Source organism: Promicromonospora vindobonensis, assembly GCF_042685865.1.
Taxonomy (GTDB): Bacteria; Actinomycetota; Actinomycetes; order Actinomycetales; family Cellulomonadaceae; genus Promicromonospora; species Promicromonospora vindobonensis.
The window spans coordinates 949,852-963,218 of record NZ_JBHUOG010000001.1 but is presented as its reverse complement, the minus strand read 5'-3'; the positions used below and the strand labels follow the sequence as shown (position 1 = coordinate 963,218).

General features: G+C 71.3%; 16 protein-coding genes and 1 tRNA gene. 14 read left to right on the top strand and 3 right to left on the bottom strand.

What is annotated here, in order from left to right; translation table 11 throughout:
• The first annotated feature begins 28 nt into the window (after nt 1-28).
• The 14 genes from rplU to ACFS27_RS04545 all read left to right on the top strand — a co-directional run bounded on the left by rplU (nt 29) and on the right by ACFS27_RS04545 (nt 10,137).
• The gene (rplU, locus tag ACFS27_RS04610) at nt 29-337 is read left to right on the top strand and encodes a 50S ribosomal protein L21 (protein WP_357462616.1); all 309 of its coding nucleotides are present in this window, start codon (nt 29-31) and stop codon (nt 335-337) included.
• A gap of 91 nt (nt 338-428) precedes the next feature.
• Nucleotides 429-686: a 50S ribosomal protein L27 gene (rpmA, locus tag ACFS27_RS04605; protein ID WP_357462613.1), complete on the top strand. Its 258-nt coding sequence runs from the start codon at nt 429-431 to the stop codon at nt 684-686.
• 157 nt (nt 687-843) lie between these two features.
• Complete coding sequence (obgE, locus tag ACFS27_RS04600) at nt 844-2,364, top strand: GTPase ObgE (RefSeq protein ID WP_377180668.1); 1,521 nt, start codon at nt 844-846, stop codon at nt 2,362-2,364.
• 146 nt (nt 2,365-2,510) lie between these two features.
• Nucleotides 2,511-3,683, top strand: coding sequence for a glutamate 5-kinase (gene proB / locus ACFS27_RS04595; RefSeq protein WP_377180667.1), 1,173 nt, complete (start codon nt 2,511-2,513; stop codon nt 3,681-3,683).
• Nucleotides 3,684-3,792: 109 nt separating this feature from the next.
• Nucleotides 3,793-5,136: a glutamate-5-semialdehyde dehydrogenase gene (locus ACFS27_RS04590; protein ID WP_377180666.1), complete on the top strand. Its 1,344-nt coding sequence runs from the start codon at nt 3,793-3,795 to the stop codon at nt 5,134-5,136.
• A gap of 126 nt (nt 5,137-5,262) precedes the next feature.
• The gene (locus ACFS27_RS04585) at nt 5,263-5,415 is read left to right on the top strand and encodes a hypothetical protein (protein WP_377180665.1); all 153 of its coding nucleotides are present in this window, start codon (nt 5,263-5,265) and stop codon (nt 5,413-5,415) included.
• A 44-nt stretch (nt 5,416-5,459) separates the two neighbouring features.
• Nucleotides 5,460-6,074 carry a nicotinate-nucleotide adenylyltransferase gene (nadD, locus tag ACFS27_RS04580; RefSeq protein ID WP_357462598.1) on the top strand — a complete coding sequence of 205 codons (615 nt, stop codon included), beginning with the start codon at nt 5,460-5,462 and terminating at the stop codon, nt 6,072-6,074.
• Nucleotides 6,067-7,374 carry a hypothetical protein gene (locus ACFS27_RS04575; protein WP_377180664.1) on the top strand — a complete coding sequence of 436 codons (1,308 nt, stop codon included), beginning with the start codon at nt 6,067-6,069 and terminating at the stop codon, nt 7,372-7,374. The genes nadD and ACFS27_RS04575 overlap by 8 nt, the downstream gene beginning before the upstream one ends.
• Nucleotides 7,371-7,808, top strand: coding sequence for a ribosome silencing factor (gene rsfS / locus ACFS27_RS04570; protein WP_377180663.1), 438 nt, complete (start codon nt 7,371-7,373; stop codon nt 7,806-7,808). The genes ACFS27_RS04575 and rsfS overlap by 4 nt, the downstream gene beginning before the upstream one ends.
• On the top strand, nt 7,805-8,470 hold the full coding sequence (locus ACFS27_RS04565) for a histidine phosphatase family protein (protein WP_377180662.1): 666 nt from the start codon (nt 7,805-7,807) through the stop codon (nt 8,468-8,470). The genes rsfS and ACFS27_RS04565 overlap by 4 nt, the downstream gene beginning before the upstream one ends.
• Nucleotides 8,471-8,563: 93 nt before the next feature.
• Nucleotides 8,564-8,636 (top strand) — tRNA-Ala (locus ACFS27_RS04560).
• Between the two features lie 227 nt (nt 8,637-8,863).
• The gene (locus ACFS27_RS04555; RefSeq protein ID WP_377180661.1) at nt 8,864-9,184 is read left to right on the top strand and encodes a DUF6506 family protein; all 321 of its coding nucleotides are present in this window, start codon (nt 8,864-8,866) and stop codon (nt 9,182-9,184) included.
• Between the two features lie 56 nt (nt 9,185-9,240).
• The gene (locus ACFS27_RS04550) at nt 9,241-9,627 is read left to right on the top strand and encodes a VOC family protein (RefSeq protein WP_377180660.1); all 387 of its coding nucleotides are present in this window, start codon (nt 9,241-9,243) and stop codon (nt 9,625-9,627) included.
• A 138-nt stretch (nt 9,628-9,765) separates the two neighbouring features.
• Entirely contained in the window at nt 9,766-10,137 is a 372-nt protein-coding gene (locus ACFS27_RS04545) for a nuclear transport factor 2 family protein (protein ID WP_377180659.1), read from the top strand.
• Between the two features lie 21 nt (nt 10,138-10,158).
• On the opposite strand, the gene ACFS27_RS04540 is transcribed toward ACFS27_RS04545, so the two are convergent.
• Genes ACFS27_RS04540 through ACFS27_RS04530 form a run of 3 tightly spaced genes read right to left on the bottom strand, consistent with a single transcriptional unit; the run spans nt 10,159 to nt 13,326 of the window.
• Nucleotides 10,159-11,670: a multicopper oxidase family protein gene (locus tag ACFS27_RS04540; protein WP_377180658.1), complete on the bottom strand. Its 1,512-nt coding sequence runs from the start codon at nt 11,668-11,670 to the stop codon at nt 10,159-10,161.
• Nucleotides 11,671-11,696: 26 nt separating this feature from the next.
• Entirely contained in the window at nt 11,697-12,122 is a 426-nt protein-coding gene (locus tag ACFS27_RS04535) for a hypothetical protein (protein ID WP_377180657.1), read from the bottom strand.
• On the bottom strand, nt 12,115-13,326 hold the full coding sequence (locus ACFS27_RS04530) for an FAD-dependent oxidoreductase (RefSeq protein WP_377180656.1): 1,212 nt from the start codon (nt 13,324-13,326) through the stop codon (nt 12,115-12,117). Before ACFS27_RS04530 ends, ACFS27_RS04535 begins: the two co-directional genes overlap by 8 nt.
• Nucleotides 13,327-13,367: the final 41 nt, after the last annotated feature.

Sequence of the window (13,367 nt, the reverse complement as noted above, 5' to 3'; positions counted from 1 at the left end):
ACGCCAAGACTAGAGAGATGAGTTGAACGTGGTGTACGCGATCGTCAAGGCCGGTGGCCGTCAGGAGAAGGTGTCCGTCGGGAGCATCGTCGTCATGGACCGTGTCCAGGCGACCCCCGGTGAGACCCTTGAGCTCCCGGCACTCCTGCTCGTGGATGGGGAGAAGGTGACCACCGACGCGAAGAAGCTGGCGAAGGTCAAGGTCACCGCTGAGGTCGTGCGGGACGAGAAGGGTCCCAAGATCACGATCCTCAAGTACAAGAACAAGACCGGCTACCGCAAGCGTCAGGGTCACCGTCAGTCGCTGACCCGGCTCAAGGTCACCGGCATCAAGTGACTTCCGCTGCGGGTCTCCTCTGACGAGTGAGCCCGCGCGTGATCGCAGATACTTCTTCTTCTCCTTCGTCCCGAAAGAACAGGTCCAGCAGATGGCACACAAGAAGGGCGCGAGCTCCTCGCGCAACGGTCGTGACTCCAACGCCCAGCGCCTCGGCGTGAAGCGCTTCGGTGGCCAGGTCGTGAAGGCCGGCGAGATCATCGTCCGCCAGCGCGGCACCCACTTCCACCCCGGCGTCAACGTGGGTCGCGGCAAGGACGACACTCTGTTCGCCCTCACCCCCGGCGCCGTTCAGTTCGGTGCGCGTCGTGGCCGCAAGGTCATCGACATCGTGACGGTCGACGCCTGAGCCGTAGCTCAACCGCAGACTCAAGCGTGCGAAACGCTGCCTGAGCTCCTGCATCCGCGTAAGGGAGCGCACCGGTGACGGTGCGCTCCCTTCGCCTTTTTTCGCGAGCGGCCCGTCCCGGGCGGCTCCACCCAGCAGTACTTGAGAGGATCGAGACATGGCCAGCTTCGTAGACCGGGTGGTGCTTCACGCCGCCGGGGGTAACGGCGGGAACGGCTGCGCCTCGATCCGCCGCGAGAAGTTCAAGCCCCTCGCCGGGCCCGACGGCGGGAACGGCGGTGACGGCGGGACGGTCAAGCTCGTCGTCGACGCGAGCACCACCACCCTGCTCGAGTACCACCACTCGCCGCACCGTCGGGCGACGTCGGGTACCCAGGGGATGGGCGGCGACAAGGACGGCAGCAAGGGCGGCGACCTGATCCTGACCGTGCCGGACGGCACCGTGGTGAAGGACCTGGACGGCAACGTCCTGGCAGACCTCGTGGGTGAGGGCGCCGAGTACGTCGTCGCAGCGGGCGGCAAGGGCGGCCTGGGCAACCGGGCGCTGTCGTCGCAGACGCGCAAGGCCCCTGGCTTCGCGCTGCTCGGCGAGGAAGGCGACACCGCCGAGATCGAGCTCGAGGTCAAGACGATCGCCGACGTCGCGCTCGTGGGCTTCCCGAGCGCAGGCAAGTCGTCGCTGATCGCCGCGATCTCTGCCGCTCGGCCCAAGATTGCCGACTACCCGTTCACCACCCTGGTGCCGAACCTTGGCGTGGTGCAGGCCGGCCAGTCGCGGTTCACCGTCGCGGACGTCCCGGGCCTGATCCCCGGTGCGAGCGAGGGCAAGGGCCTTGGCCTGGAGTTCCTGCGGCACATCGAGCGCACGGCGATGATCGTGCACGTGCTCGACTGCGCCACCCTGGAGCCCGGTCGTGATCCGATCAGCGACCTCGACGTGATCGAGGAAGAGCTCGCCAACTACGCCGGGGACATCGGCATCGAGGGCGGCCGGGTGCCGCTCAACGAGCGCCCCCGCCTGGTGGTGCTCAACAAGATCGACGTGCCAGAGGCCCGCGAGCTCGCGGAGTTCGTGAAGTCCGACCTCGAGCAGCGCGGGCTGCGCGTCTTCGAGATCTCGACCGCCAGCCACGAGGGGCTGCGCGAGCTGAAGTTCGCGCTGGCCGAGACGGTGGAAAAGGCACGCGCCGCGGCGCCCGCGCCTGCGCCCGCTCCGGTCGTGCTGCGCCCGCGCGCCGTGGACGAGGCGCGGTTCACCGTGCGCCGCCTCGGTGGCGACGAGACCGGCTACTGGTTCGAGGTGCGCGGCACCAAGCCCGAGCGCTGGGTGAAGCAGACCGACTTCAACAACGACGAGGCGGTCGGCTTCCTCGCCGACCGGCTCGCGAAGATCGGCATCGAGGACGGTCTGTTCAAGGCCGGCGCCGTCGCCGGCGACGAGGTGCGCATCGGCGACCCGAAGAACGCCGTCGTCTTCGACTGGGAGCCCACGCTGCAGACCGGACCGGAGTTGCTCGGCGGCCGTGGTACCGACCTGCGGCTCGAGCAGAGCGAGCGGCCCACGCGCGGTGACAAGCGCCGGGAGTTCAACGAGCGCATGGACGCGAAGACCGAGGCCCGGCGCGAGCTGTGGACCGAGCGCGAGGCCGGCCACTGGACGGACCCAGAGGGCGACTGAGCCCCCGGCCGCCCCGACGTGCCGGACGCCCAGGTCACCCAGGTGGCCTGGGCGTCCGGCGCGTCGGGAGGGGCCGGCAGGTCGGCGTGTGCCCGGCCCGTGAAATGACCGCGCGCCCGAGGGCGCGCTCCAGAGAAGATGAGGGCGTGAACTCCCTCGGCCCTTCGGGCGAAACCCAGGACGCTCAGCGCCTCCAGAGCGCCCGGTCCGCTGTCGCGAACGCTCAGCGCGTGGTGGTGAAGATCGGCTCGTCGTCGCTGACCGGCCCGGACGGGCACCTCGACGTCGGGGCGCTGCGCGGGGTCGTCGAGGTCCTCGCGGCCCGGCAGGCCGGCGGCACCCAGATCGTGCTCGTCACCTCGGGTGCCATCTCGGCAGGGATCGGGCCGCTCGGGCTCGGGACGAGGCCGCGCGACCTCGCCACGATGCAGGCGGCGGCGTCGGTGGGTCAGGGCCAGCTCGCCGGCCGGTACCAGGAGGAGTTCGCGACGTTCGGCATCCAGATCGGGCAGATCCTGCTGACCGCCGAGGACACCGTCCGTCGCGCCCGCTACCGCAACGCGCAGCGTGCGCTGGAGCGGCTGCTCGCGCTCGGCGTCGTTCCGGTCATCAACGAGAACGACGCCGTCACCACGGACGAGCTGAAGTTCGGCGACAACGACCGCCTCGCGGCCCTCGTGTCGCATCTCGTGCGGGCGGACGCCCTGCTGCTCCTGACCGACGTCGACGGCCTGCACGACGCCCCGCCGTCGCGCCCCGGAGCCCGCCGGATCCCGCTGGTCGAGGACCTCGCCGAGATCGCAGGAGTCGAGGTGACCGCGCGCGGCAGCGCCGTCGGCACGGGCGGCATGGTCACCAAGCTGGAGTCGGTGCGGATCGCCACCGGCGCCGGCGTGCCCACCGTCCTCACGCTGGCGGGGAACGCGGCCGCCGCGCTCGCAGGGGACGACGTGGGCACGTACTTCGCCGCCACCGGCCGCCGCACGTCGGCACGTCGGCTGTGGATAGCGCACGCCGCCCGCACCGAGGGCCGTCTCCACCTGGACGACGGCGCCGCGCGTGCCGTCCTCGGTGGCCGCGCCTCGCTGCTGCCCGCAGGGATCACCCGGGCAGAGGGCCAGTTCGACGCAGGCGATCCGGTGGAGCTCGTGGGTCCGGACGGCACGGTCGTCGCCAGAGGGCTTGTCGCCTTCGACGCGAGCGACCTGCCCGCCCTGCTCGGCCGCTCCACCTACGCGCTGCGCGAGGAGCTGGGGGAGGGCTACGACCGGGTCGTGGTGCACAGGGACGACCTGGTGCTCGACCGGCCGACGGGCTGACCGGACCGGTTCGAGCTCGGACGGTCGCACGCGGCACGGCCGTCCTGGTGAGTGTCCGCACCACGGATTCGCCCTCGGCCATCGCCCACGTCCGACGTACTCTCGACGCATGACGACAGTGAGCCAGGACGAGACGACCCGTGCAGGAGGCGAGACCGCCGGAGCCGCCGCACCGCCGCCGGGCACCGCGGACGTCACCACCGCGGTGCGCGACGTCGCCCGACGCGCCAAGGTCGCCGCGCGCACCCTGGCCACGGCGAACCGCATGACGAAGGACGCAGCGCTCGGGGCGATCGCGGACGCGCTGGTCACGGCGGCGGACCGGATCGTGGCGGCGAACGCGGAGGACCTGGAGCGCGGGCGCGTCAACGGCATGTCGGACGGTCTCCTGGACCGGCTCGCTCTCACCCCCGAGCGGATCGCGCAGATCGCCGACGCGCTGCGCGACGTCTCGGGGCTCCCCGACCCGGTCGGCGAGGTGGTGCGCGGGCAGACGCTGCCCAACGGTCTGCGCCTGCGCCAGATCCGGGTGCCCATGGGCGTGGTCGGCATGATCTACGAGGCCCGTCCCAACGTCACGGTCGACGCCGCCGGCCTGGCCCTGAAGTCCGGTAACGCGGTGATCCTGCGCGGCGGCAGCGCCGCGGCGTCGTCGAACGCGGTGATCGTCGCGGTGATGCGGGAGGCCCTCGAGGGTCGCGGCCTCCCGGCCGACCTGGTCCAGTCGATCGACGCGTACGGCCGCGCGGGCGGCGTGGCGCTCATGCGCGCCCGCGGCCTCGTGGACGTGCTGATTCCCCGCGGTGGTGCCGATCTCATCCAGACGGTGGTGCGCGAGTCGCTCGTGCCCGTCATCGAGACGGGGGTCGGCAACGTGCACGTCTACGTGGACGCGACGGCCGACGTCGCCATGGCCGTCGCGATCGTGATGAACGCGAAGACCCAGCGGGTCGGTGTGTGCAACGCCGCCGAGACGCTCCTCGTGCACGAGGACGCCGCCGCGTCGTTCCTGCCGGTGGCGCTCGCAGCGCTGTCCGACGCCGGCGTGGTGCTGCACGGTGATCCGGGAGCCATGTCCTTTGCCCCCGGCGGCGCCGACATGGTTCGCGCGACGGACGAGGACTGGGCAACGGAGTACCTGGCCCTGGAGCTCGGCGTGCGGGTGGTGCCGTCGCTGGACGCCGCCATCGAGCACATCCGCACCTGGTCCTCCGGGCACACGGAGGCGATCGTCACGAAGGACATCGCGGCGGCGGACCGGTTCGTCGCCGAGGTCGACTCGGCTGCGGTGATGGTGAACGCGTCGACCCGGTTCACCGACGGCGGCGAGCTCGGCCTCGGTGCGGAGATCGGCATCTCCACGCAAAAGCTGCATGCGCGCGGCCCCATGGGACTGACCGAGCTCACCACCACCAAGTGGGTCGTCACGGGCGACGGGCACGTCAAGCCTTGAGGGGTTGCAGGCGTCCTGGAGACCTCCCCAGGATCTCCTTGCGACCCGGTGGCGCTATGTTCCTGCTGCAATTCGTCCGTGAGAGACTAAAGCCGACCTGAGCACGTCCAACGAGGAGGAACACCCGTGCTGCACAACGCTGTCCTGGCCGCCGAGGCTGCCGCGGAGCACGCCAACGAGCCGATCGCTCCGATCGTCCTCGGCCTGATCGCATTTGGTGCGCTCATGGCCGCCCTCCTCGTCACGTTTGCGTTCCGCAACGTCGGCAACCGGCACTGATCCGCCAGACGGGAGCCTGACGACCAGATGAGCGCACCCACCGTATGAGTGCCCCCACTGGGACCAGGCCGCGCATCGGGGTGATGGGCGGCACGTTCGATCCCATCCACCACGGACACCTCGTTGCCGCGAGCGAGGCGGTTGCCCACCTGGGGCTGGACGAAGTCGTCTTTGTCCCCACCGGCAGGCCGGGTTTCAAGCAGAAGCAACGGGTCACCCCCGCGGAGCACCGCTATCTCATGACGGTGATCGCCACGGCGTCGAACCCGCGCTTCACGGTGAGCCGCGTCGACATCGACCGAGCTGGCCTCACCTACACGGTGGACACCCTCCGGGATCTGCGCGACCAGCGCCCGGAGGCGGACCTCTATTTCATCTCGGGTGCGGATGCCATCCAGCAGATTCTTCGGTGGAAGGATGCCGAGAAGCTCTGGGACATGGCACACTTCGTCGCTGTCACACGGCCAGGGCACATGCTCTCCGTGGACGGGCTGCCTCGGGACGGTGTGACGACGCTCGAGGTTCCTGCGCTAGCTATCTCCTCGACCGACTGTCGTCGTCGGGCCGAGGAGGGGTTGCCGGTCTGGTATCTGGTGCCTGACGGCGTGGTCCAGTACATCGCCAAGCACGGACTGTATCGAGGTCTTCACGATGAGTGACAACAAGGGTCGTCCCATGACGCGCCGCGAGATCCGCGAGCGTGAGGCTGCCGCTGCGGCCGCCGCCGGCGGTGCCGGTAGCGGTGGTTCTGGCGCCTACCCGCCGCAGGGCGGGCAGCAGCCTCCGCACCGTGGCGCGCCCGCGCCCGCACCCGAGGGCGGCTGGTCGCCGCAGAACCCGCCGGTCGCTCGGCCCCCGCAGGCGACGGGTGGCTCGCGTGGGGTGGACGCCACCGGTCGCCTGACGCCCGTGCAGCAGCCTGGCGGCAACCCCCCGCCGCCGTACGGCTCCGGTGGCCCCGGCCCTGCTGGGCCCGGGCAGGGTCGGCCCGGCGCCGCCCCGTCCGGTCCGGCCGGCCGCGGTGCCCCGCCGTCCGGCCCTGGTGGTCGTGTGCCTGGTCCCGGTGCGCCTGGTCCTGGTGCGCCCGGTCCTGGTGCGCCCGGACAACAGGGCCCCGGCCCGGGCGGACCGGGCCAGCAAGCTCCCGGCCCGCAGAGCGGCCAGGGCCCGCAGGGTGGCCCGCCCAGCCCGTTCGGTTCCCGTCAGTCCCCGGCCCCGGTGCCGCCGGCCCCCCAGCAGGGCCGGCCCGGGCGGTTCGGTGGACAGGGTGCTCCGCAGGGCCCCGGTCCCGGCATGCCTGGCGGTCCGGGTGCACCCGGCCGGCCCGGCGATCCCGGCCAGACCTCGCAGTGGAATGCAGCCCCGCCCGCGCCGACACAGGCGCCGTCGGGTCCGCCGTCACCGTTCGGTACCCGGTCCGGCGCCCCCGCTGCGCCCGGTGCGCCGGCCGGGCTCGGCCAGCAGCGACCGGGTGGACCAGGGCAGCCGGCCGGTGGTCCGCCCAGCGGGCTGTCGGGTGGCGCCCCTGCCCCCGCCCTCCCCTGGGAGGCAGGCGCACAGGGGGCTCCGCAGTCGCTCCCGCCGGGCGGTGGCCCCGCGGCTCCTGCTTCTCCGTTTCCCGGGCGCCCCGGTGCGGGCGGACCCGGTGGCGGCCAGATGGGCGGTCCGGGGGCACAGCAGCCGGGTCCCGGTGGCCAGTTCGGCCCCGGTCCCGCCGCCCCGTCCCGCTCGTCCCGCCGTGATGCGGACGAGGAGTGGGACGAGGAGGAGGACGAGGGCCCGCAGTACACCTGGCTGCACTACATCATCCTGGTGGTCGTCGCGTTCGTGCTGGGCCTCCTGATCTGGAAGCTCGTGCTCGAGGGCGACAGCGCCGGGTTCGAGACGGACCAGGCCGCCGCGCTGCTGGGCACACTGCCGGGCGGGTTGCCCGGCTTCATAGGAGGTGGTGCGGCATGACCGCGACAGACCGGGCTACAGAGCTTGCAATCCTTGCGGCACGCGCCGCGAGCAGCGTCAAGGCGCAGGAGATCATCGCGCTCGACGTGAGCGAGCAGCTGGTGCTGACCGACGTGTTCCTCATCGCGTCCGGCGCCAGCGAACGACAGGTCTCGGCGATCGTCGACGCCGTCGAGGAGTCGCTCTTCAAGGAGGGCGTCAAGCCCATCCGGCGCGAGGGCAAGTCCGAGGCCCGCTGGGTGCTGATCGACTTCGGCGACGTCGTCGTGCACGTGCAGCACGCCGAGGACCGCACGTACTACGCGCTCGAGCGGCTCTGGAAGGACTGCCCGGCGATCCAGCTCCCCGAGGACGCGCGGGGCGGCGGCGACACCGGCGAGTACAGCGACCCCGACGACGGCGCGATCCACCTGGCCGGGGACACGCGCCGGTGACGGCGGGCACGATCGTGCTGCTGCGCCACGCGCGCACGGCATACAACGCGGGGCTGCGCCTGCAGGGCCAGATCGACATTCCCCTCGACGAGGTCGGACGCTGGCAGGCGGAGCAGGGCGCCACGGCGCTCGCGGCATCGCACAAGGGGTCCCTCGTGGTGGCCAGCGACCTGCAGCGAGCGCGGGACACGGCCGTCGCCTACGCCCGGCACGTCGGCCTGGAGGTCGTCACCGACGCCGGGCTCCGTGAGCGCTCGTTCGGCATCTGGGAGGGCCTGACCGACACCGAGATCGCCGAGCGCTGGCCGGAGGAGCACGCGGTCTGGCGGAGCGGCGGCGAGCCCCCGGCCGAGGGCGTCGAGCCGAAGGACGTCGTCGCCCGGCGCATGGAGGAGGCGGTGCTGCGGCACGCCGAAGCGCTGAGTGCGGGGGAGACGCTCGTCGTGGTGTCGCACGGGTCGGCGATCACGCAGGCGGTCATCCGGCTGCTGGGGCTCGACCCGGCGACGTGGCGTGGGCTGCACGGCCTGCACAACGTGCACTGGTCGCACCTGCGTGCGTCCGGGCCGGGCGCGACGCCGGAGTGGCGGCTCGTCGCGCACAACGTGGGGGCGGGCTACCCGCTCGACACCTGGCAGTCCGGGCCGGAAGCACGGCAGTGACGGAACCCTCGGGGTTTTGATTTGGTCCCTGGCGTCGGTCTGCATAGACTAACGACGCTCGCCCAGCTGGAGATGGTTGGGGGAGACCAATTCGGGGCTGTGGCGCAGCTGGTAGCGCACCTGCATGGCATGCAGGGGGTCGGGGGTTCGAGTCCCCCCAGCTCCACCGATGTGATGACGCGGGACATCGTTCACAGATGTCTCGCGTCATTGTCATAGAGGGACCAGTTGTTGCGGGAGTTCGGCCATCGGCTGGGCTCCCGTTCGTCGTTGCGCCGGCAGGTGCGGTCCGGGCCGATGTGCCGGCCGAGCGGGTGGACGCCCCCGCCGTGCGGCGCTTGCGCAGGGGGCGCACCCTCTCCACGATGGGAGTCTCCGACGAGAGGGGACCCGATGGCACATTGGGCGTTCGTCTACGAGCACCCGGGCAGCGACCCGGTCAGGGACCGGCACCGTCTCGGTGGAGGCGGTCAGGACACGGAGCTGATTCCGGTGCCCACGGCGTCGGATGCTGCGGAGATCGCTGCCGACCTCGTCCGTGAGGGGGTGAGCCTGATCGAGCTGTGCGGCGGCTTCGACACCGCGACGGTCGCTGCTGTCGTCGCGGCCGTCGACGGCCGCGCGGCGGTGGGACACGTGACCTACTCGGTCGAGTCGCTCGCCGCCGGCGCGCGCTATGCCGAGGAAGCGGCGGGTGGCGGCGCGAGCCGATGATTTCCGGTGCGTACGGGAGTCGGCCCTGGAAACCGCTCCGACGGAAGGAACCCACGATGGTCACCACGCTCCGCAGCTTCAGCGGCTTCTCGGTGGACGACGCCGACGCCGCACTCCACTTCTATCGCGACACCCTCGGCCTGCCCGCGCGTGAGAACGCCATGGGTGGTCTCGACATCGACCTCGCCGAAGGCGCGTCGGTGTTCGTCTACCCCACGGGGGACGCGCACGCGCCGGCGTCGTACACCGTGCTCAACCTGGTCGTACCCAACATCGACGAGGCGGTGACGGAGCTGGAGTCGGCGGGGGTGAGCCTGATCCGGTACCCCGAGTTCGACCAGGACGAGCGCGGCGTCTCGCGAAGCACCGACCCGAGCAAGGGGCCGACGATCGGCTGGATCGCCGACCCCGCGGGCAACGTCATCGCACTCATCCAGGACTGATCAGACCCTGGTCCAGCAGCTCGGGCCGGTCCACCGCGTTCGCGGGTCCTGGCTGACCCGGCGGTTCACGCTGATCCGGCGGTTGACCGGCGCGAGCCGTCGTGCCTATCGTCCACAGCGGGTGAGGGGAGTGAAGCCGTGGACGTCAACGAGCTGCTGGACCTTGAGCACCAGGGGTGGAAGTCCCTGTGCGACAGCACGGGTGCGGACTTCTACGGGTCGGTCATGACCGAGGACGGAGTCATGGTCCTTGCCAACGGCGTGGTCTTCGACCGGCCGGCGGTCATGGCCTCCCTCGACGCCGCACCGCCCTGGCGGACGTACGAGATCACCGATGAGCGGCTGATCCGGCTCGGCCCCCGCGACGCGATCCTTGTCTACACGGGCCGTGCCTACCGGGACGGCGACGAGCCGGCGTTCGTGGCCCTGATGTCGAGCGTCTACACCCGTCAGGGCGATGCGTGGAGGCTCGCGCTCTACCAGCAGACGCCGGTGCCGCAGGCCGGCTGACCCGGGTCGGGCCGCCGGCGGTCAATGGCTGTGCTGCACGCCGAGGTCCCCGGGCTCCTGGCTCGGCTCGACGACGACGAACTGCCCCATCATGCCCTGGTCCTCGTGCCAGAGCAGGTGGCAGTGATACATGTACGGAACGTCGGGGTCGGCGTAGCGCGTGAACCGCAGGCCCAGCCTCAGCCGGACGTCCGGCGGCAGGTAGACGGTGTCCTTCCAGCCGGACAGCTCCGGTGGCGGCGGGCTGCCGTCGACGGCGAGGACCTGGAACTGGACGTCGTGGACGTGAAAGTTGTGCGGCTGGCGGTGGCCGTTCCACACTTCCCAGAGCTCGGTCGTGTCGACGGTGACGACGTCGTCGATCCGGTTCATGTCCATCGACTCGCGGTTGATCCGGTTGTTGCGCAGCTCGAACTCCCGGGTCTCGGCGACGGAAGCCTCGTCGAAGGGGGCGATGGTCGCGAGCCGCGCCGGCAGGGCTGCCGACGGGTCGAGACGTCCGGCAGCGTCCAGCAGCAGGACGTCGAGCGTGTCGGCGGCGCCGGTGCTGCGGCTGCGGCCGTTCGAGAGGCCGAGGTCCTGGGGGTACGAGCGCAGGGTCGTCGTTTCGCCTGGGTCCATCCGGACCACGATCTCGGCACGCTCGCCGGGAGTGAGCCGCACACGCTTCAGCGCGACGGGTTCCCGGAGGAGTCCGCCGTCACTGGCGATCATGGAGAACTCCCGGTCGTCGGAGAAACCGAAGGAGTAGCTGCGCGCCGTCGAGGCGTTCAGCAGCCTGAGCCGGGTCAGCTGGGACGTGACCTCGAGGATCGGGCCCGCGGTGCCGTTGACCAGGACGGTGTCCCCGATCATGCCGTTGTCCCGGCGGGAGGTGTCGACGAGGCGGCCTCGCCGGTCGAAGGACTTGTCCTGCACGATCACGGGGATGTCGTCGATGCCGTAGCGACGGGGCAGGGGGAGCGCGGACTCGGTGTCGTCGTCGAGGATGAACAGCCCACCGAGGCCGCGGTAGACGTGCCGTTCCGTCGCGCCGTGCGGGTGGGGGTGGTACCAGAGCGTCGCGGCGGGCTGGTCGATCCGCCAGCGCGGCGACCACGTCTCACCTGGCTCGATCATCTGGTGCGGGCCGCCGTCGGCCGCGGCAGGCAGGTGCATGCCGTGCCAGTGCAGGGTGGTGGCCTCGTCGAGCTCGTTCGTCACGTCGATCTGGACGGACTCACCACGTCGAGCGCGCAGCGTCGGCCCGAGAAGCGCCCCGTTCAGGCCCCACGTCTCCGCGTCGCCGCCCGGCACGATGGCCGACCGCCCCACCTGGGCGGTCAGGTCGAAGACCGTGACGCCGTCACGGCGGACCGGCTCGGCCAGCGGCGGTACGTGGAGCCGGTTCCGGAAGTCGACGCGGCCGACGGTGCTGATCGCTCCACGGGGATCCAGGGCGTCGCATCCGGTGAGCGTCATGGTGGCGCCCGTGCCGATGCCGAGGGCAGCGAGCCGGAGAAAGTCGCGGCGGTCGAGCCGGTGCGGGTTCATGCGAGACCTCGTCTCGTCGTGGGCGGTCATGTGGCGGTCGGCTGCCGTCGGCCCGGCTCGGACGAGGGCCGTCGGAGCACCATGACCACGAGGGCCAGAGACCCGATGACGATGGCGACCCCGAGGGGAAGGTGGGCCACGAAGATGCCGGAGTAGCCCACCTGGAGCTGGAAGAACTCTGCGACGAACAGGGACGTCGCCAGCCACGGCGCCCAGACGGTGCGCCGGTCTCTGTGCCACCACAGGACTCCGAGGGGGATCAGGAGCAGCGAGACGGTGAGGAGGATCGACGCATTGGTGCCGTGCAGGTCGATGGCGACACCGGCACCGTCAAGACTCCATCCGGCGAGGACGGGCTGAGCGCAGACGAGTGCGAGATGGAGCAGCGACACGACGACGAGAAGCACGTGGATGGTTCGCCATGTACGGCGGAGGGTGGTGGGCTCAGGCACCTTCCGCCTCCGAGCGTGCCGGGTGCGGGCGGTCCGGCAGTGCGGGGACGCGGTAGCCGTACTGTTCGGCGGCGGCCTTCGCACCCATACGCAGGAAGAAGCCGAGGGTGAGGTCCCGGAAGAGACTTCTGGTCGTCGACGCCACCTTGCGGTCGCCGATCTGGCGCCCGAAGCGCACCACCTTCTCGGCGTGGGACTTGCGCTCGCGGACGAAGCCCTCGAAGGCGGCCGCGGGGGTGGGGGCGTCGCGCAAGAGGCCGGCCAGGACGGCGGCGTCCTCGATGGCGAGGCTCGCGCCCTGCCCACTGGACGGGCTGACCGCGTGTGCTGCGTCACCGATGAGGCACGTGGTGCGGGTCGACCACGTCGCGAGCTCCGGCAGGTCGTAGATCGGCCAGGCCCCCACGGACGCGTCGGCGGCGTCCAGGACCGCCCGGACCGGGGCGGGGTCTTGGGCGTGCAGCTTCCGGATCGTGGCCATCCAGGAAGGCTGGTCGAGGCCGTCGAGCTCCGCCCTCGCCGGCTCGTCGGCTCGCGGAACGTTGGTGAACCAGTAGGCGACCAAGTCCTTGACAGCATGGCCGAAGAACGCTCGGTGGCCGAAGTGCATCTGCTGGCGCGCGCTGTCGGGCAGGTCGACCGTCGCCCAGCCACCACAGTCCACGATGCCGGTGTAGGCGGGCGTGGCCGCGTCCGGCCAGGTGAGCCGCCGGACGGCCGACCAGACGCCGTCGGCGCCGACGATGGCGTCGGCTCTGATGGTGCGTCCGTCGGTGAACACCGCCTCCACCCCGTCCGGGTGCTCGTGGACCGCGCCGAGGTGGGCACCGAACAGGAAGGGCGTGCCGGTCTGCTGCGCGCGGCGGGCGAGCTCCCCGTGCAGGCGGGCGCGCCGGAGCACGACGCTGCGTGCGCCGTAGCGCGCCAGGTCGTCGTCACCGGCCAGCTCGGCGATCTTGCGCCCGCGTGCGTTGTGGAAGTCGATCCCGGACAGCTCGAACCCGCCGGCCGCCTCGGGGACGTCTCCGTGGCCGATCGCGTCGAGGGCGTTCACGCCGTTCGGGGCCAGGGTCAGGAACGCACCTCCGGCGTCGTCGAAGCTGGGACGTGACTCCGCGACGACGACGTCGTCCAGGCCTGCCCGGTGCAGTGCGAGGGCGAGTGCCGATCCGGCGATGCCGCCGCCGACAACGAGAACTCTCATGGCGTTCCACTCCTCTCATAAGTTCGTTCGCACGAACGAAC

What these genes read in the sequence shown, in the direction of transcription:
- nadD (WP_357462598.1), top strand. Translation starts at nt 5,460, where the DNA reads ATGAGTGCCCCCACTGGGACCAGGCCGCGCATCGGGGTGATGGGCGGC.
- ACFS27_RS04575 (WP_377180664.1), top strand. Translation starts at nt 6,067, where the DNA reads ATGAGTGACAACAAGGGTCGTCCCATGACGCGCCGCGAGATCCGCGAG.
- ACFS27_RS04550 (WP_377180660.1), top strand. Translation starts at nt 9,241, where the DNA reads ATGGTCACCACGCTCCGCAGCTTCAGCGGCTTCTCGGTGGACGACGCC.
- rsfS (WP_377180663.1), top strand. Translation starts at nt 7,371, where the DNA reads ATGACCGCGACAGACCGGGCTACAGAGCTTGCAATCCTTGCGGCACGC.
- ACFS27_RS04590 (WP_377180666.1), top strand. Translation starts at nt 3,793, where the DNA reads ATGACGACAGTGAGCCAGGACGAGACGACCCGTGCAGGAGGCGAGACC.
- rpmA (WP_357462613.1), top strand. Translation starts at nt 429, where the DNA reads ATGGCACACAAGAAGGGCGCGAGCTCCTCGCGCAACGGTCGTGACTCC.
- ACFS27_RS04530 (WP_377180656.1), bottom strand. Translation starts at nt 13,326, where the DNA reads ATGAGAGTTCTCGTTGTCGGCGGCGGCATCGCCGGATCGGCACTCGCC.
- ACFS27_RS04540 (WP_377180658.1), bottom strand. Translation starts at nt 11,670, where the DNA reads ATGAACCCGCACCGGCTCGACCGCCGCGACTTTCTCCGGCTCGCTGCC.
- obgE (WP_377180668.1), top strand. Translation starts at nt 844, where the DNA reads ATGGCCAGCTTCGTAGACCGGGTGGTGCTTCACGCCGCCGGGGGTAAC.
- ACFS27_RS04555 (WP_377180661.1), top strand. Translation starts at nt 8,864, where the DNA reads ATGGCACATTGGGCGTTCGTCTACGAGCACCCGGGCAGCGACCCGGTC.